Genomic DNA, 26,462 nt, shown 5'->3' with positions numbered 1-26,462 from the left:
GCCAGGCGGGCGGCGCCACCCGCTCGTGCCGATGACAGCGCGTTCGATCCTGGCATGGGAGCTACTGCTGGCTGGCGTACGCAGTCGATCTCTCCGACCTGGGTCTGGTTGTTGGGGCCGAGGCTGGCTTCGGCGACCTCCGCAGCGAGTGGCTGGCGGTCCGGCGGCCCGCGCGGGACCGGGCCGTGGCTCAGATGGGGATCGACGAACCGATCAGCGGAACGCCGCTCTCGTCACGCGCGCCGACCGACAGGGAGAGCGCGTCCTGGCCCCTGCCCCTGCCAAAGCAAGCTCAAGCGTGGTCGAGCACGAACGCCCGCATGAGCTTGGCGCACTCGGCCGCGTGCGTCTCCAACAAGAAGTGCCCGCCGTCGTAGATGTGCGCATCCATGCGATCGAGGGCGCGGTGGTAGGCGAGGACCTCGTCAACGTCGAAGTACGGGTCGCGCCGTCCCCACAGCACGAGCGCCGGCGGCTGGTGAGCCCGGTGGTACTCGGCGATCTCACCGAAACGCGCGACGTGGCTGGCGTAGTCACTGAACAGCGCGAACTGCGCGTCGAGGTTGCCGGGGCGGCTCATGCGCTCCCAGTCGAGGTGCCACGACTCGGGAGAGTGCAGCGTGCGCAGGTACTCGGGCAGCCCGGCGAGGTACTGGTCACGGGTGCCGGCGAAGTTCAACCAGTCCGGCAGTTCGGCGCGCCTGGCGTCGGTCGGGTCGGCCCAGTACGCCTTGGCGCTGTCCCACTGCTCGCCGAGGCCGTCCTCGTGCGCGTTGCCACTCTGGACAACAAGGCCGCGGATGCGATTCGGGGCGCGAGTGGCCAGGTGGTATCCCACCGCTGCGCCGAAGTCGTGCAGGTAGACGAAGAAGCGCTCGACCCCAAGCTGGTCGAGTAGGTTCTCGATCGTCCGTGAGAGGTTCTCGAAGGTGTAGTCGTACTTGTCGAGGGTTGGCGACGAGGACATGCCGAAGCCGGGAAGATCAGGCGCGATCACGTACGCGACGTCGGCCAGCGTCGGCATGACCTCCCGAAATGTGTGCGACGAGCTCGGAAACCCGTGCAGCAGCAGTACCGTCGACCGGCCGGGACGCCCGGCCTCGCGAAAAAACACCTCCAGACCGTTGACGTCAGCCTGTCGATGGCGGACCTTCTGGATCGCCTGCATTGCGTCCTCCTCCTTCTACGTCCACGCCGCCGTGATCGGATGGGCCAGCCAGTACGCCGTCGACCAGATCACTCACCAGCCCATCGTGCCGGAACTCGAACCCGTACCGCCCGACTCGCTTCGACACCCCGCATCCGGATCTGCCGCCGTCCGCGTGCTGACTGATCAAGAGCGGTCGCGGTCGGTAGGTGGCCTGAGTCGAGGGGGCATCCTGAACTGCCGATGGAAGTGCGCTGTGCGGTCGCTGTTGCAGCGGCCGTGGACGGAAACTGCCCTGACACGGCGTGTTTCTCAATCCGCGCGTCGTGGGGAAGCCAGATCGTGGTGGGCAGGTTGTTCAACGATGCTCGGGGATGCGTTCGCCACCCGTCATCGGGCTCGAGGTTGGCGATGAAGCCGGCCACGCAACGTCGTCAATCGCGAGCCACGGCGCGGCGGCCACGGCCGTGGGCGTAAGCCCGGCAAACGCCCTGACCTCACGGTGAAGGTGGGACTGGTCGACGTAGCCGCTCTCGATGGCAACGCTGGCGGGGGAGTGGCCCGCCGCGAGAAGGTGGGCGGCGTGGTCGAACCGAACCAGTCGGGCGGCGCGCTTGGGTGTGATGCCGAGTTGGGACCGGAAGCGGGACCACAGGCGCTTGCGGCTCCAGCCGACCTCGTCCGCCAGGCCATCGACCCGCACTCGCCCCCGGCTGGTGAGCGTCCGCCGCCAGGTGTAGGCGACTTCCGGATCGATCGGTGGGCGGGCGCCCAGCCGTCGGCCGAGGATTTCCACCGCGATCGTGAACCGTTCGTCCCACGAGGCGGCGGCGCGCAGCCTGCGCTCGGCTCGCACGGCGTCGTGGCCCCAGACATCGTCGAGGGACACGACTGTCCCGCTGAACTCGGTCGATGCGCCGAGCACCGCTGCCGCCACGGACGGCTCCAGCCGGATCTGGAGGCACTCGCCGACCCCCCGGCCAGTTGCCCGAAGATCGCCGGGGAGAAGCCCGATGACGACGCTACCGCGCTCGTGCCGGCCAGGGGTGTCGTAGACGAGGCCTTCTCCCTCGCTCAGATCGACGAGCAGGGTTACGGATGGGTGTGCCACCATGGCGATGTCCACGGGTGCGGGGACACGTTGGCGGAACCCGGCCATGCTGGTCCCCGGCAGTCGACCTGACAGGCGCGGCACTGCAACCTCCAGCGACGCCCAGTCGGGTTGTGTCCCGGTCGACAGCACGTGACCAGCCTATGCCTGAGGGATCACGGGCGGGGTTGGTGTCGCCGTGAAGCCCAGCAGCAGTTCGCTGGTCGCCTCGGGCGCCTCGAACATGGGGATGTGCCCGACGCCGGGCAGCAGCTCGACCCGCGCGGTCGGCGCCGCGTCGTACTGGTGCGCCGACGACGGGTCCCAGCGGGGATCGGCGGCGCCGAAGATCACCAGCACAGGGACCTCGAGGGCGGCGAGACGCTCGGGCACGCTCCGCTCGGCGATGTACTCGGTGTTGCGGCGCAGCACCGTCCTGAACACGCGGTAGGTGATGCCCTTGAGATCGGCGATCGCGTCGTCCGGGATGTCCACCGGCCGTGCGGTCGTAGCCCTGATCCCCTTGCCGATCATTGCGTCCGAACGCCTCGACCAGACGACCGGGCCGAAAATCGGGCCCAGCAGGACCCGAAGGATGGCCGGCTGTGGGAGGAGCGCCTCGGGACTCGGGCCGGTGCTGACCAGGGCGAGCGACCGCACCAGGTTGGGGCGCTGTTCGGCAAGCGCGGTGGCGACGTAGCCGCCGCTGGAGTGCCCGACCACGGCGACGTGCCGAAGGCCGAGATCGTCGAGCAGCGCCGCCACCCGGCCCGCCTGCGCGGGCACGTCGTATGACAGCGCGGGCGGGGACTGGCCACAGCCGGGGAGATCGACCCGGATGACGTGATGGTGGGCGGCGAGTGTCGGGATCATCGGGCTCCAGGAAGCGCCCGAGGCTCCCGATCCGTGGATGAGCAGCAACGGCGGCGCCTGCAGCGGGCCGTCGTGGACCACGTGCATCCCATGCGAGTGCTCAACGTCGTACTGACTCATGCGGGGGATGATGCATGGGCTGCCGGCTATCAGTCTTGGACAAATGTCGTCGTGGAAGGGGCCGGGGCCGACCCTGAGCTGCTCGCCATCCTGCTGACCGCCGGACACCGCGGCGACAGTCCGCGGTTCATCCCGGTCCTGGACGCCATCCGTGTCCCACGGCCGACGACCGGACGCCCGAGAACTCGCCCCGGCCGGGTCCTGGTCGACACGGCGTACGCGTCGGACCCGCACCTCATTACCCCACCTCGCGCCGGGCTGCAGGTGATGGACCACGATGCGGGCTGCCCAAGTCAGGCAGGCATCAGGAACCGCTGACCCGCGGCTGCTGGTGGTCGGTCAGCCGGAACCCGACGCCGCGTACCGCGTCGATGGTCACGCCGGTGCCGAGCCCGGCGAGCTTGCGCCGCAGCCGCTTCACCAGCGACTGCACGTCGGCCCTGCGCTCCAGCCCCTCGTCACGCCAGACCGTCCGGTGCAACTCGGCGTAGCTCCACACCCGGATCGGCTCGGTGGTCAGGCTGATCAGCAGGTCGTGCTCAAGTCGCGTCAGGCCGACCTCGCGATCCCGGCAGCGAGCGGTCGACCGGGCCGAGTCGATCAGCAGCGTGCCGTCGGCCGCCTCGGGCGCGGCGGCAGGGGCCGGCCCGGACGACGCCGGGGGGAGCCGCTGCGGGGCCGCGATCAGCCTGCGCAGCTCGTCGAGATCGGAGACCAGCAGCAGCGGTGCGACGCCCTCGAGGCGCTCCGCGAGTCGGATCCGCTCGGCCCGCGACGGTGCCACCGCGATCACCAGCGGAAATTGTTCCTCGGCCGGATCGCGCCCGTCCGACGCCGTGCCTTCGTCGTGTGCCCCCACAGCACCCACCCCGAAACGATGGGCAGGTTTCTGCCCAGCTTCGTCATGATCGTGACAAAAATTGGCAAGCACCCCGAGAGCTGGCCAACTGTTAGTGACAGATTGCTTACGGCAAGTTCTTGATCGTCCTTTCATGTCGATCATAGTGTCCAGACGGGCAGCCGGCGTGACCCGCGCGGTTGCCTGGGGGCCATGGAAGGGTGCCTTCTACTTCATCCACTTGGGGAGGTGCGTTTCCCGCACCCTCCACCATGGCTCGTTCCACTCTGGGTCGTTCTGGAGGAGGCGCCACCTATGTTCAGACGTCCATCCACGAGACGCACAGCCAGATCCCTGGTGAGTGCCGGCGCGGCCTTGGTCCTCGCCGCGACAGGCCTGGCCGCATTCGGTTCCGGCGCACAGGCCGCGCTGGCCGGGGCAGGAGCAGCCTCCGCAGACGGCAAGATCCGGCCGGAGCTCAGCAAGCAGCTCCAGGGCAAGACCGAAGGGGACTTCTGGATCCGCTTCAAGGACCGGGCGGACCTGAACCAGGCCGCAGCGATCAAGGACTGGGACAAGCGCGGCGCCGCGGTCGTGGCGGCGTTGAAGAAAACCGCCGCCGAGAGCCAGACCAAGATCCGTGCCGAGCTCGACGGCGCGGGCGCGAAGTACGAGACCTTCTGGGCCACCAACGCGATCAAGGTCAGCGGCGGCTCGCTGGCGATGGCGGAGAGCATTGCCTCCCACGCGGAGGTCGAGGGCCTGTACGCCCCGGTCGCCTACCAGGTGCCCGAGGTCACCAAGGGCACCGACGAGAAGACGGTCAACGCCCTCGAGTGGGGCATCGCCAACATCAACGCCGACGACGTCTGGTCCCAGTACGGCGTCAAGGGCGCCGGCATCACGGTGGCGAACATCGACACCGGGGTCCAGTTCGACCACCCGGCGCTGGTGAACTCCTACCGCGGCAACAACGGCGACGGCACGTTCGACCACAACTACAACTGGTACAACGCCGCCGGGACCTGCGCGGCGGCGCCCTGTGACAGCAACGGCCACGGGACCCACACCATGGGCACGATGGCCGGCTCCGCGGGCGCGAACCAGATCGGCGTGGCACCCGAGGTCAAGTGGATCGCCGCGAACGGCTGCTGCCCCAGCGACGCCGCGCTGGTCAACTCCGGCCAGTGGATGCTCGAGCCGACCGACCTCAACGGCCAGAACCCGGACGTCAGCAAGCGGCCGAACATCATCAACAACTCGTGGGGGACCACGAGCCCCTCCAACGAACCGTTCATGGAGGACGTGACGCTGGCCTGGACCGCGTCGGGCATCTTCGGTGTCTGGTCCAACGGCAACAACGGGTCGGCGTGCCAGACCAGCGGCTCCCCGGGCAGCCTGGTCAGCAACTACTCGGCCGGCGCCTACGACATCAACAACAACATCGCCGGTTTCTCGTCGCGTGGCGTAGGCCAGAACGGCGAGATCAAACCCAACATCGCGGCGCCGGGCGTGAACGTCCGGTCGAGCGTTCCGGGCGGCAGCTACGCCAGCTACAACGGCACCTCGATGGCCGCCCCGCACCTCGCGGGCGCGATCGCGCTGTTGTGGTCCGCGGCACCGGCGCTGGTCGGCGAGGTCAACCCGACCCGCGCGCTGCTGGACAACGCGGCGGTCGACAAGGCCGACACCCAGTGCGGTGGCACCACCGACGACAACAACGTGTACGGCGAGGGTCGGCTGGACGCGCTCGCGCTGCTCAACGCGGCCCCGATCGGCGACACCGGCACCCTGGCCGGCACGGTCACGGACGCGACCACCGGCGACCCGATCGCGGGCGCCAAGGTGGCCCTGACGGGCGCGGCGGACCGCGAGCTGACCACCGCCGCCAACGGGACGTACTCGTCGCTGCTCCCGGTCGGTGACTACCAGGTGGCCGTGACGGCGTTCGGCTACCAGGGCAAGACGACGCCGGCGACCGTCACCCGCGACGCGACCACGACGATCAACGTCGCGTTGACGGCGGTGCCCAGCGTCACCGTCAGCGGCTCGGTCACCGACGGGTCGGGCCACGGCTGGCCGCTCTACGCCAAGGTGACCGTCGAGGGTCCGTCCGGTGTGTCCGACTACACCACGCCCGTCAACGGCCGATACAGCATCAAGCTCCCGGCCTCGGCCACGTACAACCTCAAGGTCGAGTCGCAGTACCCGGGCTACCAGGCCGTCACCAAGGAGGTCGTGGTCGGCGGCGGCAACGTCACCGCCAACGTCGCCGTGCCGGTGGAGACCAACTCGTGCACCACGGCGCCCGGCTACCGGTTCGGCTCCGACGGCGAGTACGAGACGTTCGACGGCGCCACCGTGCCGGCTGGCTGGTCCGTGGTGGACCACGCGAACACCGGTCAGGTCTGGAAGTTCACCGACGAGGGCGGCCGCCGCAACCTGACCGGCGGCACCGGCAACTTCGCGATCGTCGACAGTGACGAGTACGGCTCCGGTGGGCGGCAGGACACGTCGCTCGTCAGCCCGGTCGTCGACCTGACCGACGTCGCGGCTCCGGTGATCCGGTTCAACCAGGACTACAACTGGCTGGGCAGCGACCGCGCCGATGTCGACCTCAGCGTCGACGGCGGCACCACCTGGACGAACGTGCTCCGGCAGGCGGCCGACGTCCGTGGGCCGCGGGTGACCGAGGTCCCGATCCCGCAGGCCGCCGGCCAGGCGCAGACCCGGGTCCGGTTCCACTACTACGACGCCTCGTACGAGTGGTGGTGGGAGGTCGACAACGTGCTGATCGGCAGCCAGGTCGTCTGCGAGCCGACCAACGGTGGCCTGGTGCTCGGCCACGTCCGTGACAAGAACACCAACGGCTACGTCAACGGTGCCACCGTCACCAGCGACGAGCGGCCGGCGGAGAAGGCCACCACCGTGGCGACGCCGGACGACGCCGGGCTGGCCGACGGCTTCTACTGGCTGTTCTCGTCGCTGACGGGCAACCACAAGTTCACCGCGAAGGCCGGCAACTACGTCAGCCAGAGCAAGCAGGTCGACGTCCAGGAGGACTGGGCGACCGCCGCGAACTTCCAGCTGGCGGCCGGCCGCCTGTCGGTCACGCCGGCTGCGGTGAGCGGAACGGTCCAGATGCCGACCGGCAAGGTCAACAAGCCGTTCACGGTGACCAACACCGGCGGGGCCCCGGTCGACGTGGAGTTCAGCGAGCGCGACGGCGGGTTCACCCTCCTGCGCGCCGACGGCTCCCGGATCAGCAAGCAGCAGGTGCTCGGCTCCACCGGCGCGCCGGAGCAGCGGCTCACCGCCCCGACGTCGTTCGCCGCGGCGGCGACCGGCAAGGCGGCGACGGCGGCCTCGGCCGCGGTCGGGCCGCAGGCCGCGCCCTGGACCGACATCGCCGACTACCCGGCGAACGTGATGGACAACCGGGTGGTGAACCTGGACGGCAAGGTGTACTCGATCGCCGGCACCAACGGGTCGGCGTCCACGACGAAGAACTTCGTCTACGACCCGATCGCGCAGACCTGGACGCCGATCGCGGATCTTCCCGGCGCCCGCAACGCCATGACGGTGGGCGTCGTGGACGGGAAGATCATCGCGACCGGTGGCTGGGCGGCGTCCGGCCCGGACGGCACCACCTGGTCGTACGACCCGGCGGCCAACACCTGGACGGAGAAGGCCGACAACCCCGCGCCGCGCTCCGCGGCCGGGCAGGCGGTCGTCGGCGGCAAGCTGTACGCCATCGGTGGCTGCACCACGTCGTCCTGCACGCCGATGTCGAACGACGTGGTCCGGTACGACCCGGGCAGCGACAGCTGGGAGACGCTGCCCGACTACCCGAAGTCGGTGGCCTTCGCCTCCTGCGGCGGGGTCGACGGCGTCGTCTACTGCACCGGTGGCAACGACGGCTCCGCCGTGCTGAAGTCCAGCTACGCCTTCGACCCGGGGGCCAACACCTGGACCGCGATCGCCGACGCGCCGGTCGACAGTTGGGCCAGCTCGTTCGCTGTCGCCAGCGGCAAGCTCCTGGTCGTCGGCGGTGTGCAGGGCGGGGCCATCACGAACGCCGGCTTCGCCTACGACCCGGCCACCGACTCGTGGTCCAACCTGCCGAACGCCAACACGCCGCGGTACCGCGGTGCCGCGGCGTGCGGCTTCTACAAGGTCGGTGGCTCCTCCGGCAGCTTCAACGCCACGCCCGACAGCGAGGCGCTGCCCGGGTTCGAGGAGTGCGCCGAGGGCGGCGCCGACGTCAGCTGGATGACCATCGACAAGACGGCGGTCACGCTGGCGCCGGGCGAGCAGGTCACGGTCACCGTCGGGATGACGGCGAACGTCGACCAGCCGGGCACCTACTCCGGTTCGGTCGCCATCAAGGAGAACACGCCGTACACGGTGGAGCCGGTGGCCGTGACGATGAACGTGAAGCCGCCGACCACCTGGGGCAAGTTGATGGGTACGGTCACCGGGACGAGCTGCCAGGGTGCCAGCTCGCCGCTTGCCGGTGCCGTCGTCCAGATCGACTCGTGGGCGATGTCCTGGACGTTCGCCACCGACGCCGAGGGCAAGTACGCCTACTGGATGGACCGTCGGAACAACCCCATGACGATGATCGTCGCCAAGGACGGCTGGAAGCCCCAGACCCGTCAGACGAGGATCAACACCACCACCCCGACGGTGGAGGACTTCGCTCTGTCCCCCGTCCGTTGTTGACAGTTGACCGCTAGCTGACAGTCCGGCCCGCCTGGTCATCGACCAGGCGGGCCGGATCAGTTTCGAGGGCGGCGGGCGGTGCGGCGTTCGAAGGCACAGGAGTGCGCGTCCGAGGGCTGCTGGCGGTGCGCGTTCCGAGGGTGCGAGCGGTGCGTGGTGTCGCCCGGCAGCGTCTCCGGGCTCGCTCGGCGGCGGATCGTGGTCAGGCCGGGGCGAGGCGGAAGCCGACCCCGCGGACGGCGTGGATCGTCGCCGAGGCGTTCAGCCCGGCCAGCTTGCGCCGCACCCTCCGCACGACCGAATGCATGTCGGAGCCGCGGCCGAGGTGCTCGTTGCCCCAGACCTCGAGGTGCAGCCGCTCGTACGTCCAGACCTGCCCGGGCGCTCCCACCAGGCACAGCAGGAGATCGTGCTCCAGGCGGGTCAGCTCGATCTCGCGGTCCCGCCAGCGCAGCACCCGTCGGTCGGAATCGACGCTGAGGTCGGGTGGTGGCGCAGTGGTGCCGCCGCCGGCGGCCGCCGTGACCACGGTCTGGACGGCTGGGGCCGCTGCCCCTGGCGGCGGGGTCTCCACCACGTCGAGGAACTCCCGTGCCTGGTCGACGCTCGAGACGATCAGAAACGCCTCCGTCCCGCCGAGCAGTCGCGCGAGCTGCCGGCGCTCGGCCGGCGAGGAAGCGATTCCGATGACCAAGGACACGGCCGGGATCCTCCTCATGCCCCACCCCTTCCGGCTCCCCACCCGTTCCGGGACAGTTACTATACGACGCCGATCAATCGGTTTGTGACCCTGACAGGGTGTCATCCTGCCTCGGCCAAAGACGGTTACATTTTGGCATCCATAAATGGGTTGACTTCCCGGTCCGGACGGAAGCGGCGAGGCCTTTGGTGGTGGGTTGACCGATCTTTCGGACATGGGCGCTCCGCCGGCGACCGGGCGAGGGCTCCCGACGCCTGCGTACCGGCCGCCGTGTCCAGCCTGCTGGTCGTTGCGGGACGCGGGCGGACGGCTCGGGCGTCGCGGCGGCCGACGTCTCGTATGCGGCGTGGTCGTTGTCCGCTTCAGCCGACATCCTGCTGAAACACACGTATGCTAATTACGGTCACGGGCCGACGGTATTTCGGCACGGGTCCATGTCGCGTCGCCCCACACATCGGCCTGAATTGCTTGGCGGACAATTCCGGTATCGCAATGACACTGCCGCGCTCGACATGCGTGGGCGGGCAGGATGACCATGCCAGGGCTGGAACGGGCCTCCGGGCTGCCCCGCCCGGCGGGTGGCGGTGCCGCCGGGGTCAGCCGCCGAGCGGGGCGTACATCATGACCGCCACCCCGACGAGGCAGACGGCGGCACCGTACCGGCCGCCTGCCCGGTCACGGACGCGCGGGGTCGCGGCCGTCCTGCGGGCCGGCGTCGGCACGCCGGGCGGCGGCGAGGAAGGCGTTGTACCGGGCGAGGTCGTCCTCCTCGCCGGTGGCCTCGGCCCGGTCGGCCGCCCGGTCGAGCCGGCCCTGCTCGCGCTGGTCGGCGCGGATCCACTGGCGCACCAGCACGATCATGACGAACGCGGCCGGTATCTCCCCGAAGGCCCAGGCGATCCCCGCGCCCAGCCTCTGGTCGTCGATCAGGGAGGACGCCCACGCGGGGTGGACGGCGGAGTACCAGTCCGGGGCGATGACGGTGGTGCTCTGCATCAGGACGAGGCCGAAGAAGCCGTGGGCCATCATCGCGGCCAGGTGGAGGATCACCAGCAGGGGAGGGGCGAGCCTCGGCCGGCCGGGGTCGACCCCGATGAGCACCCAGAACAGCAGGTACCCGGCGGCCACGTAGTGGACGAGCATGGCCAGGTGGCCGACGTGGGACCGCATCAGCGTGCCCAGCAGGTCGCTGAAGTACAGGCCGAAGAGGCTGCCGGCGTAGATGCCCAACGCGACCACGGGATGGGTGAGCAGCTTCGCCGGTCGGCTGTGCAGCGCCATCAGCAGCCACTCCCGGGCGCCGCGGACCTGCGGGTCCGTGGGCCGGCGCAGGGCGCGGAGGGCGAGGGTGACCGGGGCGCCGCCGACGAGCAGGATCGGCACCAGCATCGACAGCACCATGTGCTGCACCATGTGGGCGCTGAACAGCACGTACGCGTAGCGGGCCACGCCCAGGTCGGTGATCGCGGCCAGCAGCAGCATGCCGGCCAACCAGCTCGCGGTGCGGGCGACCGGCCAGCGGTGCCCGGCCCGGTGCAGCCGCCACACGCCGGCCAGGTAGCCGCCGACCCCGGCGACGGTGAGGGTCAGGAAGAACATGTCCGGCAGCGGCTGGCCCGCCAGGAGTGCCGGGGTCGGCGCGGCGGGCATCGGAAAGCCGAGCAGCTCGGTGATCGGATCGGCGTCGAGCGGGTCCCCGGACACCGGTGCGGGGCTGCGGGACAACGCCACCGACAGCCCGACGGTGGCGGCGAACACGACCAGCTCGCCGACGGCCAGCCGACGGAACGCGCCGGGGCGGCCCGCGTGCAGGGCCGGCAGGGTCCGCGACCGGTGCAGGGCGCCGAGGACGCCCAGGATCGCCAGCGCGACGAGCTTGCCGAGGACCAACCAGCCGTAGCGGGACTGCCACAGCTCCGCCACGGAGCCGAGGCGCACGGCGGCGTTGGCCGCCCCGCTCACGGCGACGGCCGCGAAGCAGCCCAGGGCGAGGCGGCTGTACCGGCCGGCGGTGTCGGCGAGCTGCCGGCTGCGACGGATCATCAGCAGCGCCGCCAGCCCGCCGACCCACAGCGCGGCGGCCAGCACGTGCAGGGCGAGGCTGGTCACCGCGATCTGGTGGTTGCCCGCCCCGGCGGCGTGCCCGGTGAACGCCGGCGGCAGCACCGCGACCAGGGCGACCAACGCCACCACGGCGGCGAGCCCGCGTGACACCCCCGCCCGGGCCAGCACCGCCGCCGTCAGGGCGAGCCCCGCCTGCAGCAGCAGCGCCTGGCCCTGGGAGATCGAGGAGGCGAAGCTGACCACGGTGGCGAGGCTGAGCCCGTCCACGGGGACGCCGAGCAGGTCCGAGACCGTCAGCACGATCAGCGTGGACGCGGCCACGGCCCAGCCCGCGGCCGCCGCGCCGGCGCGGCGCAGCAGCAGCCAGCCGTGCGGGGACACGCTCGGACCGTCGCCGGGCAGCAGGAACGCGGCCGTCACCACCATCCCCACCGTCAGGGTGGCGAGGCCGTCGGCGAGCAGCCGAACCACGGGCAGCGCCCACGCCGTGACCGGCCCGGGATCGGGCAGGCCGGGGATCGCGGCGGTGAGCGCGCCGCCGGCGCGCAGGCCGAGCAGGAGCACGGCCACCGCCGACGCCACGGTTGCCACCGGCACGAGCCACCCGCCGCGACCGCCGGCCGCCGGACCTACCCCGCGGGTGGTCGCCCCTGCGGTGGGGCCGGCATCCGCCGCCGCGCGCCCGGCGTCCGGGACGGGGGCCGGGTGGGACTTGGTGTCTGGCACGTCGCTTCCCTTGCTGGTGGGGAGGGCGGTGGTCGCCCGGTCGGGCTGCCCGGCGGGGCCGCCGCGACAAGGCGTCGACCTTTCCGGTCGGCTGGGCGTGCGTCAGGCGCCGGCGCGGCGACGACGCCACAGCATGGCGGCACCGCCGATGACGGCGGCCAGGACGCCGGCGGCCACCACCAGCGCCGCGGTGCCCGGCCCCCCGCCGGAGCCGCCCGCCGAGGCGGCGGGGCCGGCCGACGGGGTGGACGGGCCGGCGGCCGGTGGGGCGCTGCTCGCCGCGGTCACCTGCGGGCTGGCGCTCGCCGAGGGGTCCGCGACGGTGAACCGGTACGAACCCTGCACGGGGTGCCCGTCGGCGGAGACGACCCGGTAGGCGACGGTGTAGGTGCCGTTGGCCAGCGGGCGGTCGATCGTCACCGTCCCCGTCGTTCCGGTGACGACGGGCTCGCCGGTGGCGACCTTCGTTCGGGCGGCGTCGGTCAGTGCGATGGTGGTGAAGGCCGGATCGAGCTTCTGCATGAACGTCAGCCTGACCTGGGTCGGCGCCGTGGCCAGCCGGGCCTCCTTGGCGGGGCTGGCGGACTGCAGCGTGTTGTGCGCGGCGGCGGGAGCGGCCGGCACGAGCAGTAGCGCGGCGGCGGCCAGCGCGGCGGTGACGAGACCGGCTGCGGTCGGGCGGCGGAATCGGGTGGGCATCTCTGGTGCTTCTCCTGGTGGGTGGTGGTCAGCCGAGCAGTTGTTGGCCGATCCAGCCGCCGTCGGGGCAGCCGGGCGGGACGGCGAAGACGGCGGAGCCGATCGGGGTGGTCCACTCGTTGAGCAGGTCCCGTTCGGCGAGGCGCCGCTGGATGGGGAGGAACTGGCGGGCGATGTCGGCCTGATAGGAGGCGAAGATCAATCCGCTGTCGGCGGTGCCGTCGGCGGTGGGTACCCCGTCGTAGTTGTACGGGCGCCGCAGGATCTTCAGCCGGTCCTCGCCGACGTGGGCGCGGGTCAGGTGGGAGAAGTCGGGGATGACGGCGAGCCCGTCGGGGCCGGTGGCGGCGAAGTCGGGCACGTCGTGTTCGGCGGCTCCGGTCAACGGGGCGCCGGTGTCGAGGCGGCGGCCGACGGCGAGTTCCCGGTCGGCGCGGCCGAGCAGGTCCCAGGTCTCCAGGTTCATGCTGATCCGGCGGACGACCAGGGTGCTGCTGTCGCGCAGCCACGCCGGCCCGTCGGGCACCCACACCGCGGTCTCCAGCGGCCCACCCGGCCTGGGGTTGGCGGTGCCGTCGAGTTGGCCGAAGAGGTTGCGCTGGGTACGCCCGCCGGGTTCGACGCCGGCGCCGCGCCGGAAGCCCTGCTGCACCCACCGGACGGCGGCGAACGGCCGGCTGTCCTTGACCAGGACCCGTTGGGCGTGGGCGACGGTGACCGGGTCGTCGGCGCAGATCTGCAGCAGCAGGTCCCCGCCCGACCAGCGGGGCTGGAGCCGGTCGACGCGGAACGAGGGCAGCGCCGCCACCGACGCCGGCCGCCGGTCCGCCAGGCCGGCGGCGGCGTAGAGGCCGGGGCCGAAGCCGAAGGTGACGGTCAGCCGGGCGGGCAGCAGCCCGAGTTCCGGCTCGGTGTCGGCCAGCGCGGGACGCCCCTGGGTGAGGCGGGCCGCGTCGTCGGTGAGCAGCCGCAGCATCCGGCCCAGCGCCGCCCGGTCGGTGCCGGGCCTCAGGGTGAACGCCACGAACGACGCGTGTGCCTGCGGCTCGGTGGCGACGCCGGCCTGCCGGGGCCCGTGGAACGGCTCGACCGCACCACCGACCTCGGCCACGGGCAGTGCCTCGACGGGCCGTACTCCCGGGTCCGAACGGGTGGCGGCGACGGCGGCGGCGCCGGCCAGGGTGCCTCCGGCGGCCAGGGCGCCGCCGGCGAGCAGGCCGCGCCTGCTCACCGGGCGGGCGGTGGGCACTCCGGTCACGACGCCGGGCCGGTGGTCGTCGCGGGCTTGCCGCTCGTGTCGGGCGCGGGTTCGCCGTGGCCGGGGGCGTAGCTCTCCTGCGCACCGGTGAACGGCTTGGCCACCGCGGTGAACGTCTGGGTCCGGCCGTCGGCGAAGGTCAGCGTGAAGCTCACCTGGTCGCCGGCCCGCACCGGCCGTTTGAGGTCCATCAGCATCAGGTGGTCGCCGCCGGGCTCCAGCACGTGCGTGCTCCTGGCCTTGACCACGATGCCGCCCTGCTTGGCCCGCATGACCATCTGGCCGTCCCGCATGGCCATCTCGTGCAGTTCCATCGCCGATACGTCGGTGGCGGCGCCGGTGATCGTGACGTCGGTGTCGCCGTCGTTGACCAGGCTGCCGAACGCCGCGGTCATTCCCGTGTCGGCTGCCTTGACCCACGGGTCGCGGACGCCGAGCACACCCGCCGCGCTCGCCGTGGCCGACGGTGACGGGCTGGGCGCGCCGGCCGACGAGCCGTCGGACGAGCCGCAGCCGACCGTTCCGCCGAGCAGGAGGGCGACGCAGGTGAGGAGTGCGGCCGGGCGGCGACGCGAGCCGGCGAGCATGGTGTGGAGCATCCGGGCAGGTCCCTTCGAACGATGACGCGACGTTCGGTTGGTCGGCCCGGTAGTCGGAAAAGTTCCGACCGGGAGCCGATCCTGTCCGAAATTGATCAGGCCGCCCGGCGGTCGGGGACGCGGGCGGAACCGGGGTACGGCGGCAGCAGCCGTAGCCCCGGCGACTCGGGCTGCTCCTCGGCGGGCAGGTGCCAGCGAGGCTCGTCGGTGCGGTTGCGCCGCACCGGGCCGTCGGGGCGCAGCCCGGGGCGGGACAGCGCGACGACGAGCACGTAGCCCACGAGCAGGAAACCGTGGCTGACCAGCCGGGTGGTGTCCACCCGCCCCGTCGCCAGGTCGTTGACCGACAGCAGCACCAGCATGCCGACGAACGCGCTCAACATCGGCACCAGCCCCGTCGGGGGAGTGCGCCGGGCCGCGACGAAGAGGAACCCGGCGCCGACCGCGACGTTCCAGGCCGCCGACTCGTGCCACAGATGCCCCGCCGCCAGCCCGTCGGCTGCCGGATGCACGTGTGGGCCGGCGACGCCCCGCCCGACCTGCGCCAGGCCCAACACCAGCTGCAGCGCCCCGATCAGCCCCAGCACCGCCCGCAGGCTGACCACGGCCCGCCCCCGCAGGCTGAGCACGGCCCGCCCCCGCCGCCGGCGCGGCGGCACCTCGGGCAGTGCGTCGAGGACGACGTCCGTGAGGTCGTCACCGGCGGCCATGATCGACAGCCGCGCCCGCCGGGTCACCGCCGCGGCCTGGTCGTACCACGTCCGGCAGCCGCCGCACCCGGCCAGGTGTGCCTCGGCCGCCGTCCGCTCGGCCGGGGACTCCTCCCCGTCCAGCTGCGCCGACAGCACCTCACGCCACTGCTCACACCCCATGCACGGGTAGTCGTTCCGATGCGGCCGTCGGTTCCCGACGTTTTTTCGCCGGCCGCCGCCGCGGCCCTGCTCAACCGGGGTGCGGCCCGCTCAGCCGGCCGCGTTCCCGCCCGGCCGCGCGGCCGTCGACCGGCCGCCGCCGTCCATGGCGGCCACGAGGTCCTCCCGGGCCCGGGCCACCCGGGAGCGGATCGTGCCGACGGGGCAACCGCAGACCTCCGCCGCCTCGGCGTAGGACAGGCCGAGCACCTGGGTGGCGACGAACGCCTCACGCCGGTCCGCCGGCAGCGCCGTGATCAGCTGCTCCAGCACCACCTGCCGATCGAACGCGCTCCGCGACGCGTCAGCGGTGTCATGCCCGTCGGTCAGCGGCACGGTCCGCGGACGGGACGTGGCGCTCCGGATGTGGTCGACGGCGACCCGGCGGGCGATCGCGAGCAGCCACGTCCGCGCCGACGACCGCCCGGCGAACGACCGCAACGACCGCACCGCCCGCAGGAAGGTCTCCTGCGCGAGGTCGTCCGCCTCCGTGGGGGAGACCAGCACGGCGAGGAAGCGCCGGACCTGCTGCTGCGTCGCCCGGACGAACCGGGCGGCGGCGTCCCGGTCACCCCGGCCGGCGGCCAGCGCCCACGCGGTGATCTCCGCGTCGTCGTCGGCCATCCGGCACCTCCCGTCAGCCCACCGGAGGAGGACGGACACCCCCACGGCGGTCACGACAAGTCGTAGTAGTAACCGGACGGTACCGTATCGCGGGCGATGCGACGTATCTCTCCCTGCGGTAGTTCGCCAGACCGGATCGGATCAACCGGGCCGCAAGGCCCTCGGCGGGACGCCGCCGCGCCGGGCGGGGACGCGAGAGCCGCGTCGGATCGGCGGTGCCCTCGGCGGTGAGCTCGACCAGGGTGGCGAGGATGTAGAGCCGCCCCGAGCGACGCCGGGGATGGTCCGGCGGATCGCAGACCCGCCGGACCATCGACAGGTGTCAGGCCGTGGTGAGCGCCCGGTGCAGGCGTCGGGCCTCGGTGACCAGGCGGGACGACCCGCCCTGGCCGGCGACCTCGCCCAGGCCGGGCACCTCGATCCGGACACCGGTCGCGGTGGCCGTCTCCGTCGCCAGGGTCAGCAGGTCGGGCAGGCCGCGCGGCGGCCTGGGTGCGGCGAGGACCGCCGGCAACGCGGCGGCGACCAGCCGCCACACGGTCAGCGGCGCCCCGGCCAGGGCGGCGTCCCGTAGCGGCTCCACCACCCGGGTCAGCTTCACCAACTGCCTGGCGACCAGCCGGCCGAGCTGCTCACCCGCCCCACCGGCGTCGAACTGCCCCGCCCCGGCGAGCCCGAGCAGGGCGTCCAGGGCGGCGACTCGGTCCGCGCCGTGCCGGGCCCCGAGACCGTAGGCCAGGGCGAGGTCGAGGGCCACCCCGCCGGTGCCGCTGCTCTCGGCGAGTAGCGGCAGCACCACGGCGCCGTCGCGCTGGTCCATGTCCGCCGCGCCGGCCACCAACGGGAGGGTGTACGCGGCGACCACCCCCCGGTGCCCCGGCAGGATCGACGGCCACATTTTCATCCAGCCGGAGTACTCGACCCCGATCGGTGCCGGGTCGGCGGTCAGCAGGCCGTACCGGTCCTCGTACCCGTCGGGCGGGCGCAGCTCGACCAGGATCCGCTCCGGCGCCAGCTGGTCGAACTCCCAGTCGTAGCCGGCCTTGCGGGGTCGCCGGGTGACGGTGGTGGCCCGCATGACCGGCTGCGGCAGTCCGCCGCCGCGCAGCCAGGCGGCGAGCCGCTCCCCGGCCGGCGTGCCCAGCGCCGCCGCCTTGTTTGCCACCGCGTCGTCGGCGTCGGCGGGCAGGCGCAGCAGGGCCTGGGTCAGGTCCCAGTACCAGGGCGTCCGGTCGCCCCACGCCGCGAGCCGTTCCACCAGCGCCAGCGGGTCGAGCAGGCCGTTGGCGGAGGTGGGGGCGGCCAGCAGACCGGGCTGCCCCGGCTCGTCGACGTGCGCGCCGATCTCGGCGAGCCGGGCCCGCAGCAGCCGGTGCGGCGGGGGCACCCGGGGATCGGTGGTGGCAAGCTCCGGCGCCGACGGCGTCCGGTCGGTCCGGCGGACGGCGGCCAGCAGCGCCGCCCACCGGCTGCGGCGCCGGGGCTGCTGCTCGGTGGAGCCGGCGGTGAGGAGCAAGTCGACCAGCACCTGGCAGAGGCAGAGCGGGTCGTAGCGGTGCTCGTTGCCCCACGACCAGTGGCGGCGGTCGACGACGGGGGCGAGGGCGGCGTGCACCCGTGGACCCTCGGTCGTGGTGACCCGGACCAGCCCGTCGAGGATCCGGTCCAGCGGTGCGCCGTGCGACGGCGTGCCGAGCAGGGCGGCGACCTCCTCGGCCAACTCGTCCACGTCGGTGATCGGGTCGGGCGCCGGCGCGGGCGGCGCGGGCGGGGGAAGGTCGTCCCCGCGCGGCCGGCTGACCGCCGGGCCGGTCCCGACCGTCGCCGGGTCGTGACCGTGCCGGGCGGCCAGCGTGCTCGCCCGGTCGCGCAGCTCGACGGCGGGATGCCCGAGCGCCACCCCGATCACCTCGGCGACCTCCACCGCCCGGTCCCGGTGTTGCCGGGCCAACCGGTCCAGCCAGGCCAGTTGCGCCCGTACGAGCGTCTTGTCCGGCCGCAGCAGCACCTCACGCGAGGCGTCGAGCACCGCCTCGATCTCCAGGTCGGGCAGATCCCGCAACGCCTTCTGCGCCATCGTGGCGACCGGAGCCGGCGCGTCGGTGAGCAGGCGGAGGTAGTCGGTGGCCCGGGCGGCGACCTCGGCGGTGGTCGGGGTCAGCTCGTGGAGCAGGGTGGTGAAGGCGCGCAGCGCCGCCGCCCGGTCGCCGCGCAGCAGCCGGCCGAGCGAGCCGTCGATGAGCATCGTCCGGTCGACGACCCCCTCGGCGGCGAGCCGCGCCAGAGCGGTCGGCAGGACGTGCCGCTCCCGCTTCTCCCAGGTCGTGGCGACCTCGTCGAACATCATCCGCGAGCCGAGACCGTCCACCTCGAACAGGCGGGGCAGCATGGCGGCCAGGAACGGGTCGCTGCGCAACCGGTCCGCCAGGGGAGTCGGCGGCCCGGAGCGGCGTCGGTCCGGCAGCTCCACCGCCCCCAGCCACAGCTCCACGAACCGGTCGTCGGTCGGCGGGGCGACCCCCTCCGCCCGTAGGAGCGCGGCGACGAACCGCCACCGCTCGACCCACGTCTGCTGGTTGACCTTCGCGGCCAGCCGGTGCGCCAGGTCGCCCAGCCAGGTGATGCCGCGCTCCTCGGCGACGCCGGACAGCAGGGCGGCGGCCCGCTCGCCGTCCGGGTTGACCGAGTTGCGGGCGAGGATCGCCGCCGCCTGTGCCGCGCTGGGCAGGCAGCCCACCACGGCGACCGCCAGGGCGGTGCCCGATCCGACCGGCCACCAGGTCGACCGGTTCCGCTCCTTGAACCAGGCGGTCAGCTCGACGCCGATCTCCCTGCGGCGCTGCTCGGGCAGGCCGGCCAGGGCGTCCGCGACCAGCGTGGCGGAGCCGTTCTGGACCAGGTCGAACAAATCGCTGGTCCCGCCGGCGGCCAGCTCCCGGCGCCGCCGTACGGTGCTCTTCATCAGCAGCGTCTGCTGGGCCCGGCTCACACCCGCTCCTCGACCTGGTCGGTGGTCAGCATCCGGGCGGCCAGCGCGTGCCGGCACGGTCCCCGCTGCCCCCGGTGCTTCGCCCACCACGGGCAGGTGCAGGTGAACCCGCCGTCCGGCAGCCGGCGGACCCGGTACACCTGGTCGCCGCTGCGGATCGTGGCGGACGTCCCGTCCCACTCGACCGCCCCGGCGTCGAGCAGTGCCCGTGCGCCGACCAGACGCGGATTGTCCCGCTCCGCCCGGCCCGCGTCGTACGGCATCACCCGGTGGAAGTACGCGGCCTCGGAGACGTCGTATCCGACCCGCCCGGCGGTGCCGAGCTGGGCCAGGGCGCCCCGGACCCGTGCCGCGTCGATCCCGGCCTCCGCCGCCAGCCGATCCACGTCGATGGCCGGGTCCCAGGAGAGCAGGGCGGCGACCAGGTCGGCGTCGTCGACGACCTCGTCCCCGGCCAGCGCGGTGAGCGCCGCGCCTTCGCCGGAGAACCCGCGGTACGGCTCGGGGGAGAGGGTCAGCGAGAGGCGCAGCGCGCCCGTGTCCAGCTCCCAGGTGCTCGGCACGGGTGCCGACCCGGCCGCGACGGTCGGCCCGTACACCCGCAGGGTCCGGGCGAACCGCAGCATCGGGCGCAGGGCGGCCAGCCGGCTCGCCCCGGCCAGGCAGACCGCGCCGGGCACGGGCCGGGAGGTCAGCCGCAGCGAGCGCCCGGCCGGCACCACCCAGAGCACCGACCGGTCGGCGGTCGTGGGCAGCCGGCGCAGGAACGCCGCCGCCTCGGCCGCCGGGACCTCCGCCCGGGGCTCGAACCGCGCGGCCAGCACCTGCACCTCGGCGAAGCCGCGCAGCCAACGCACCGGCAGCGGGACCTTCTTCTCCACCACCGCGCCGTCCATGGTGGAGACGGTCAGGTCCTCCGGGCCGACCGACAGGTGCAGCGGGTCGAGGCCGCCGACCCGGGCCAGGGCCTCCCGCAGCGGGTTGTTGACGTCGACGTTGGTGGTGCCGTGCTCCACCACGTCGCCGTCCAGGCCGTCGGGCAGGGCGTCGAGGCGGGCGTAGACCCCGCAGCAGCCGGAGAAGGACTCGAACCGGAGCCGGTCCCGACTGCCGGTCACCACGGGGTCGAGGCTCGCCGGGCTGACCGGCCGGTGGTACCGGGTCCGGGCCACCTCCGCGACCGCCAGCAGGCCGACGGCCGCCGCGTGCGGGGTGGTGAGGAAGCCGGTGAAGAACCGCGGGTTCGGCGCGGGCCCCCCACTCGTCTGCAGGGCGAGTCCATCCTGTCCCAACGCGGAGGACCCCAGATAGCGGTACGTCTGCACTGCGTTCACGTCCGCGGACAGTAGAGGACCCCACCGACAGGAATCAGGCTCGTTTCCCGTCGGCTGCGATCCGGACCCGTGCGGCCTCCCGCGCGGTGGCGGCTACCTGTCCGGGAAGTGGCCTCCGGACCGGGTAGGCGGGCCAACGAGCGCTGGGCGTGCGACGCCCGGCCCTTGTCAGGACGCCGGGGTCAGCTCGATGAGGAACTCCTGGTGGGCCTCGCCGGTGCACGGCCCCTGCATCGCCTCCGCGCCGATGGGCGTGCGGGCGTCGTCCCGGATGCCGACGCACAGCCCGCTGGCGGCCGGCCGCAGCCGGTAGCCACCCGGGACCGGCGCGTCGACCCGCTCGGCGGCGAACAGTTGTTCCTTCCTGCTGGCGCTGCAGTCCGTCCAGGGTTCGAGCATGTCCTGGACCGGTGGTGACTTCAGGACGGTGAGGCAGCCGATGCCGAACTGAGGATGATCCCACTGGATGTGGACGAGGTTGTCCCGGACGGGTTCGATGCGGGTGCGGGGCAGGTCGGGTTTGTCGCAAGGCTGCAGGGTCGCGACCGAGCTCGGGTACCGGCCGGTGTGTTCGCGCCCTTCCGAGAGGCACAAGGTGGGCGAGCCGACCGGATGGATCTGTGCCCACGCTCCCCCTTCGGGCAGGTCCAGGCTGCCGGAGACGACGGGCCGCTCCGGCTGACGGTCTGGCTGGTCACGCTGGTCCGTCGCCCACACCGCAAGCGGGATCGCCAGGCCGGCGGCAGCCAGCAGGGCGAAGGCAGGGCGCAGCCATGGCCACCTGCGTCGGACCGGTGGGGCGTCACCCGGATCGGGTGCGTCCGGGGGCGGTGCCGTGGGCTCGGTCGCGGCGCCCAGTCGATCCCGTGCCCGCAGCCAGACGTCCACTTCCTCCTGGTCGCCTCCGCAGGCGCGGACGAACGCGGCGAGGACCTCGGCGCGCGGTAGCGCCGGCCGGCGCAGGACGTCGGCGATGGTGCTGCGCGGCAGCGCTTCGCCGCCCGCGACGGCCCGTTGTTCGAGCTGCCGGTACGTGCACCCGGACCGCTGCTTGAGCCGTGCCATGAGCGCGACGAGTTCAGCGACGGTGGCAACCTCATCCGGTCGTTCGTCCCCCGTAGCCCCGGCCGACATGGCCCACAGGCTATCGCCACAACTCGATCGGCGGGGGCCGGGTTCGGGCGGTGAGCTGTCCGGACCGGTCCGAGGCACCGCGCTGACCAGGCCGGACATGTCGGCCGTGACCGGGACAGGCGACTGTCCTTGCCGGACACACCCGGTCCCCCCGAGGCTGACGGGACCTCCCCGTCGCGGCAGGAGCGCGCGGCGGCGGAGGCCCCGGCAGACCGCTCCCGGTCCGGCCGGTCCGGGCACCGCTCGTGCGCCCGTCGCCGCTCGGGCACGGCGGAGAGCGGTGACCCGGTGAACGAGACGGATGTCGCACTGATGTGGGAGGCGGAAGCGTGGCCCTGCCCGAATCGATCCGATACCGGATACTCGGTCCCGTACAGACGAAGTCGGCCGACGGCACCTGGCAGGACTTTCGACAGGACAAGTGGCGCACGCTGCTCGCGGTCCTGCTGGTCCGGTCGAACCACGTCGTGCCCTGCGACGAGTTGGTGCGGCAGCTGTGGCCGGAGGAGGCGCCTGGCAGCCAACGCAAGCTGGTGCAACAGTACGTCCACCGACTCCGCCGGAGCCTGGACGACCCCGCCGGCGAAGTCCTGCGGACGCGACCCGCCGGGTACGAGTTGCGGGTGTCCCCGGGCGAGCTGGACGTGGACCGGTTCGACGCGCTCTGCGCGGACGGCCGACGGGCGCTCGCGACGGCGGCGTACGAGGAGGCGATGGCGCACTTCGGGCAGGCGATGGCGCTGTGGCGCGGAACGGCCATGGCGGACGTCGGGAACGCCCCCGCGGTCGCGGCCGAGCGGATCCGGATGACCGAGCGCCGGCTCGCCGCGACCGAGCTGTGGTTGCGCGCGGGGCTGGCCTGCGGCCGGCACGACGTCCTGATACCGGAGCTGGAATGCCTGATCGTCGCGCACCCGCTGCGGGAACGCTTCCGGGAGCTGCTGATGACCGCGCTCTACGAGACCGGCCGGCGGGCGGACGCCCTCAGCGTCGCCCGGCACCTGCGCTGCCTGCTCAGGGAGGAGCTGGGCATTGACCCGGGGGCCCAGATCCAGCGGCTGGAACGGACGATCCTGCTCGGGGAGGACGTGGACCTGTCGCTGCTGCGCCCGCTCGCCGTGCCCACCGACTTCTGACCGGCAGGTCACGACGGGGCGATCCGGGGTGTCGCCGCCCGACACCCCGGACCGCCCCGTCCAGACGGGGGCGGGACGCTCAGGCGGCCACCACCACGTGGTGCCCTCGCTCGGCCGGCCGACCCGGATCGCCGCCGTGCCCCGGTGCGTCCAGCAGCAGGACGTTCGCCACCCGGTGCGGCATCGCCACCCGGAGCAGGCCGTAGCCGATGCCGGCGAGCCCCATCAACAGCCCGGGCGTGCTGACCTGCTCCGGGACCCCGGCCCGGGGCGCGCCGGCGAGGACCTGCTCGGCGATCGCCCGCGCGCACCGCAGACCCAGCGCCGCGCCGTCCGGCTCGTCGAGTGCCGAACTGGCCGCCAGCAGGGTCTCGACCAACCCGAGGTCCCCGTGACAGATGGAGTCGTTGCCGATGCCCGTGTACCGCCCGTCGACGACCAGGTCGTCGCGGACCTTGCCGGTCGCGATGCGCAGGTCCTCGCGGATCAGGTCGTGCCAGGGAGCCAGCACGGGCAGTCGCAGCATCGCCGCGCGTGCCAGTCCGATCCCGGCGGCGCCGTGACACCAGGCGTTCATGAAGGCGCCCGGACCACTGATCACCCGCAGGTCGGGCCAGTTCCGGCATTCCGGCGACAGGTGGTGCCGCTCGAAGCGCAACGCCCGCCCGCACACCTCGGCGAGCTGGTCGTCGCCGGTGAGCTGGGCGATCCGGGCCAGTGCGTACCCGATGCCGCTGGCGCCGTGGGAGAACCCGAGCAGCGCCGGCGCGTTCTCGTACTCGACCTGCCATCCTGTCCCGCCGGGCACGTCGATCGCGCGGTCGGCGATCGTCCTACCGGCCGCCTTGAGGGCGTCGAGGGTCTGCTCGTCGGGATGGGCGTCGTGCAGGGCGAGGATCGCCAGCGCCGCCCCGGCGGTGCCGCTGATCACGTCGAGCACCTTGTCCTCGGCGAACCGCTCCTGGCACAGCGCCGCGGCCTGCCGGGCCGCGTCGACGAGCGCGGGCGCCCGCAACACCTCGGCGAGCTGGCCCAGTACGTAGACGAGGCCGCCCAGCTCGCCGAAGCCGCCGATCGGCAGCCCGGCCCCCCGGTCCGGGCTGGCGGCGAGTTGGCGGGTCACCTCGGCGAGCTGGGCGGCGAGCTGTTCGGCGGGCCGGCGGAACCGGGCGTCGCCGGTGGCCGCGCCGAGCTGGCCGAGGAACAGGGCGACTCCGGCGACCCCGCTGTACAGGTCGATGCCGGCGTGGCCGACCTTCCAGTACCGGTCGCCGATGAAGTTCACCGACAGCCACGACGGCGCCTCGCCGTCGGCGGCCAGGGCGGCGTCGAGCAGCAGGTCCGCGATCGACCGGGCGGCCCGCACGGCGAGATCGACGTCGATCGGCGCCTCCGGCAGCGGCCTGGAGTCGACCCGCTCGGCGCGGGGCGTACCCACCGTGAGCCCGGACATGGAGGCGCGGATGCACCAGAGCTGTCGCCGCAGGTCCTCCTCGGACATCGCGCCGATCCGCGCCCGCACGGCCGCCAATCCGCTGGTCTCCAGAAAGTCGCGGGCCACCACTCCCTGCGGGTCGTAGAGGTCCGTCGAGCCGGGGGTGGTGTGGAACGCCGGGATGTCCTGGTCGGCGAGCTGTCGATGTTCGCTGCCGAAGAGCACGTCGCGGTCCGGCAGGTCGACGAACGCGGAGGAGAGCACCTCGTGGAAGATCTCCCGGTCGAGCGAGTCGCGCAGCAGGTCCGGGTGCCAGGACTCCGACTGGACCCGGCCGTACGTCATCGTGGGGCGGGGGATGAACCGCACCTCGTCGTCGCGGAACCGGGCGACGGGTCCGCCGGCGGCGAGCAGGTCGTCGCGGTGGGCGGAGATGATCCGGTAGCAGTCGGTGAAGCCGGCGGCGAGGGCGTCGGTGTGGGCCAGCGCGTTGACGGGCCGGCCGTCCAGCCGTACGCGGTTCTGCGTCTCCGGCATCTCCCGGCGGTCCCGCACGACCCGCATCTCGTCGGTGCCGCCGGCGACGAAGGTGGGCAGGCGGGCGGGTGAGAGTTGGCCGCCGGAGCCGGCCAGGCCGCTCACCTCCGCGTCGTAGATGCCCTCGTCGTCGGCGGTGATGATGCGCTCGGGCAGGAGGCCGACCCGGAGCACCGAGTCCCGCACCACGCGGGGCGCCTCGCCGAAGGTGAGCGGCGCCAGTTGCGCCCCGGTGACCCGGGGCAGCACCTGGAAGATCGCCTCCAGGTCCACGGGGACGGGGTGCTCCCCGGCCGCGATGACGTTCTCCAGGTGCAGGTCCGAGCCGCAGAGGGCGTGGAACAGCGCCAGGAACGCGCCCTGCCGCCAGAAGAAGCGGTCCACCTGCTCCTCGTTCTCGCACGACGCGACGTCGACGTGCTCCACCCAGCCGTACTCGCCCCGGTCGAGGACGAGCAGCGGCCGCAGCGGTTGGCGGAGCCCGTGGGCGTTGAGCCAGTCGAGGACCTGGTTGAAGTGGACCTCCACGCTGAGGCTGCGTGGCTTGTACACCAGCCTGCGGCCGTCGGTGAAGGTGAGGATCGCGACGGTCTGGCCGCCGCGGTGGGTGTCCCCGGCGCCGAAGCTCACCCGGGCCAGGTCGGCCAGTCCGTGCCAGTCCCCACCGAAGGTCTGCCGCAGCTCGGGCAGGTCGGTGAGGAGCCGTTCGGCGAACCGGGCCCGGACGTCGACGGTGGTGCGCAGGCAGGTGACCAGCTCCCGGGCGAGCACCGGGTACTCGGCCAGGATGCCGAGCGCCGTCTCGGGCGTACGGATCTGCGCGATGAACGACGACATCCGCTCGGCCGGTGTCGCCCCGGCCAGCCGGCCCTCCACCCGGGCCACGTTCACCTCGAGGATCATCACGGAGATGATCATTTGCAGGAGTCGGTCGAGCGGCGGTTGCAGCAGCGAGTGGTCCGCCGGCAGGGTGTCGCCGTGGCCGTGCCGGGCCGCCAGCCGGGCCACCCGGCTGCCCAACTCCTCCTGGCCCCACGCCAGCAACGGCGCGATCAGGTTCAGGAACACCACGTTCCCGGCCTGGTCGTGCCCGTGGTCGTGGTCGTCGTGATCGCATCCGGTCGCCGGGCCGCCACCGGCGAGGTCGTCGAGGCGCGTCGACCCGAACCGCCGCCACGCCTCGGCGATCACGTCCAGCCAGGCCGGCCGGTCGGGGATCCTGGCGGCGAGCGACTCGGCCGGTTCGGCCAGCAGCTCGACGATCCCGTCCTCGGCCAGCCCGAGTCGTTCCCACCGGTCGAGCGAGATGTCGGTGCCGCGCAGGATGTGGCCGCCACGCCAGGCGTCCCGCCGGCGGCGACCGTAGTCGCGTTGCTCCTCCGTGATCAACGGCGTGCCTCCGGCCCGTTCGGACCGGGTCAGGCCACGCCACCAGTTCGGCGTCTGAAGAATCTCGTCGAACATGTCTCCGCCCTCATCTATCCGCGTCCGGAACGGCCGCGGCTGTCGTGGCCCGGCCCTCC

The 26,462-nt window shown here is 72.9% G+C and carries 17 protein-coding genes and 1 pseudogene; 3 read left to right on the top strand and 15 right to left on the bottom strand.

What is annotated here, in order from left to right; all coding sequences use genetic code 11:
• Positions 1–292: 292 nt before the first annotated feature.
• The 3 genes from ACGF5G_RS19010 to ACGF5G_RS19000 form a co-directional block, all read right to left on the bottom strand.
• Positions 293–1,168 (bottom strand): alpha/beta fold hydrolase, encoded by an 876-nt coding sequence (locus ACGF5G_RS19010; RefSeq protein ID WP_393264336.1) that lies wholly within the window; start codon positions 1,166–1,168, stop codon positions 293–295.
• Between the two features lie 337 nt (positions 1,169–1,505).
• Entirely contained in the window at positions 1,506–2,273 is a 768-nt protein-coding gene (locus ACGF5G_RS19005) for a helix-turn-helix domain-containing protein (RefSeq protein WP_393264333.1), read from the bottom strand.
• 126 nt (positions 2,274–2,399) lie between these two features.
• Positions 2,400–3,338 (bottom strand): alpha/beta fold hydrolase, encoded by a 939-nt coding sequence (locus tag ACGF5G_RS19000; protein ID WP_393264331.1) that lies wholly within the window; start codon positions 3,336–3,338, stop codon positions 2,400–2,402.
• Between ACGF5G_RS19000 and ACGF5G_RS18995 the strand changes: the two are divergent.
• Positions 3,312–3,455: pseudogene (locus ACGF5G_RS18995) on the top strand (IS5/IS1182 family transposase); the annotation flags it as partial. The gene ACGF5G_RS19000 and the pseudogene ACGF5G_RS18995 overlap by 27 nt on opposite strands.
• A gap of 79 nt (positions 3,456–3,534) precedes the next feature.
• Here ACGF5G_RS18995 and ACGF5G_RS18990 read toward each other — a convergent pair.
• On the bottom strand, positions 3,535–4,098 hold the full coding sequence (locus ACGF5G_RS18990; RefSeq protein ID WP_393264328.1) for a winged helix-turn-helix domain-containing protein: 564 nt from the start codon (positions 4,096–4,098) through the stop codon (positions 3,535–3,537).
• Positions 4,099–4,425: 327 nt separating this feature from the next.
• Between ACGF5G_RS18990 and ACGF5G_RS18985 the strand changes: the two genes are divergently transcribed.
• Positions 4,426–8,793 (top strand): S8 family serine peptidase, encoded by a 4,368-nt coding sequence (locus ACGF5G_RS18985; RefSeq protein WP_393264326.1) that lies wholly within the window; start codon positions 4,426–4,428, stop codon positions 8,791–8,793.
• Between the two features lie 202 nt (positions 8,794–8,995).
• Here the strand turns inward: ACGF5G_RS18985 and ACGF5G_RS18980 are convergent, their stop codons facing one another.
• The 10 genes from ACGF5G_RS18980 to ACGF5G_RS18935 form a co-directional block, all read right to left on the bottom strand.
• Positions 8,996–9,493, bottom strand: a complete 498-nt coding sequence (locus ACGF5G_RS18980; RefSeq protein WP_393264323.1) for a winged helix-turn-helix domain-containing protein — start codon at positions 9,491–9,493, stop codon at positions 8,996–8,998.
• 675 nt (positions 9,494–10,168) lie between these two features.
• On the bottom strand, positions 10,169–12,154 hold the full coding sequence (locus ACGF5G_RS18975; protein WP_393264457.1) for a cytochrome c oxidase assembly protein: 1,986 nt from the start codon (positions 12,152–12,154) through the stop codon (positions 10,169–10,171).
• A gap of 231 nt (positions 12,155–12,385) precedes the next feature.
• Complete coding sequence (locus ACGF5G_RS18970) at positions 12,386–12,982, bottom strand: copper resistance protein CopC (protein ID WP_393264320.1); 597 nt, start codon at positions 12,980–12,982, stop codon at positions 12,386–12,388.
• Positions 12,983–13,010: 28 nt separating this feature from the next.
• The gene (locus ACGF5G_RS18965) at positions 13,011–14,213 is read right to left on the bottom strand and encodes a Dyp-type peroxidase (protein WP_393264317.1); all 1,203 of its coding nucleotides are present in this window, start codon (positions 14,211–14,213) and stop codon (positions 13,011–13,013) included.
• A 23-nt stretch (positions 14,214–14,236) separates the two neighbouring features.
• Positions 14,237–14,839: a copper chaperone PCu(A)C gene (locus tag ACGF5G_RS18960; RefSeq protein ID WP_393264315.1), complete on the bottom strand. Its 603-nt coding sequence runs from the start codon at positions 14,837–14,839 to the stop codon at positions 14,237–14,239.
• A 95-nt stretch (positions 14,840–14,934) separates the two neighbouring features.
• Positions 14,935–15,711 carry a zf-HC2 domain-containing protein gene (locus ACGF5G_RS18955; protein WP_393264312.1) on the bottom strand — a complete coding sequence of 259 codons (777 nt, stop codon included), beginning with the start codon at positions 15,709–15,711 and terminating at the stop codon, positions 14,935–14,937.
• A 90-nt stretch (positions 15,712–15,801) separates the two neighbouring features.
• A complete protein-coding gene (locus ACGF5G_RS18950) occupies positions 15,802–16,374 on the bottom strand; it encodes a sigma-70 family RNA polymerase sigma factor (protein WP_393264309.1) in 573 nt (190 codons plus the stop codon).
• 322 nt (positions 16,375–16,696) lie between these two features.
• Complete coding sequence (locus ACGF5G_RS18945) at positions 16,697–19,363, bottom strand: DUF6493 family protein (protein WP_393264307.1); 2,667 nt, start codon at positions 19,361–19,363, stop codon at positions 16,697–16,699.
• Entirely contained in the window at positions 19,360–20,697 is a 1,338-nt protein-coding gene (locus ACGF5G_RS18940) for an SWIM zinc finger family protein (RefSeq protein ID WP_393264304.1), read from the bottom strand. The genes ACGF5G_RS18945 and ACGF5G_RS18940 overlap by 4 nt, the downstream gene beginning before the upstream one ends.
• Positions 20,698–20,865: 168 nt before the next feature.
• A complete protein-coding gene (locus ACGF5G_RS18935) occupies positions 20,866–21,831 on the bottom strand; it encodes an RICIN domain-containing protein (protein WP_393264301.1) in 966 nt (321 codons plus the stop codon).
• A 329-nt stretch (positions 21,832–22,160) separates the two neighbouring features.
• On the opposite strand from ACGF5G_RS18935, the gene ACGF5G_RS18930 reads away from it, so the two are divergent.
• The gene (locus tag ACGF5G_RS18930; RefSeq protein ID WP_393264298.1) at positions 22,161–22,967 is read left to right on the top strand and encodes a BTAD domain-containing putative transcriptional regulator; all 807 of its coding nucleotides are present in this window, start codon (positions 22,161–22,163) and stop codon (positions 22,965–22,967) included.
• A 79-nt stretch (positions 22,968–23,046) separates the two neighbouring features.
• Here ACGF5G_RS18930 and ACGF5G_RS18925 read toward each other — a convergent pair whose 3' ends face one another.
• A complete protein-coding gene (locus tag ACGF5G_RS18925; protein ID WP_393264295.1) occupies positions 23,047–26,403 on the bottom strand; it encodes a type 2 lanthipeptide synthetase LanM family protein in 3,357 nt (1,118 codons plus the stop codon).
• Positions 26,404–26,462: the final 59 nt, after the last annotated feature.

This window comes from Micromonospora sp. NPDC047730 (assembly GCF_043204765.1).
Classification (GTDB): domain Bacteria; phylum Actinomycetota; class Actinomycetes; order Mycobacteriales; family Micromonosporaceae; genus Micromonospora.
Note: the sequence above shows the minus strand (reverse complement) of the source record. Positions and strands in the feature narration are given on the sequence as shown.

Bases quoted from the DNA above. Each gene is read 5' to 3' on its own strand.
- ACGF5G_RS18955 (WP_393264312.1), bottom strand. From the start codon at position 15,711: ATGGGGTGTGAGCAGTGGCGTGAGGTGCTGTCGGCGCAGCTGGACGGG.
- ACGF5G_RS18935 (WP_393264301.1), bottom strand. From the start codon at position 21,831: ATGTCGGCCGGGGCTACGGGGGACGAACGACCGGATGAGGTTGCCACC.
- ACGF5G_RS18970 (WP_393264320.1), bottom strand. From the start codon at position 12,982: ATGCCCACCCGATTCCGCCGCCCGACCGCAGCCGGTCTCGTCACCGCC.
- ACGF5G_RS18950 (WP_393264309.1), bottom strand. From the start codon at position 16,374: ATGGCCGACGACGACGCGGAGATCACCGCGTGGGCGCTGGCCGCCGGC.
- ACGF5G_RS19010 (WP_393264336.1), bottom strand. From the start codon at position 1,168: ATGCAGGCGATCCAGAAGGTCCGCCATCGACAGGCTGACGTCAACGGT.
- ACGF5G_RS18925 (WP_393264295.1), bottom strand. From the start codon at position 26,403: ATGTTCGACGAGATTCTTCAGACGCCGAACTGGTGGCGTGGCCTGACC.
- ACGF5G_RS18960 (WP_393264315.1), bottom strand. From the start codon at position 14,839: ATGCTCCACACCATGCTCGCCGGCTCGCGTCGCCGCCCGGCCGCACTC.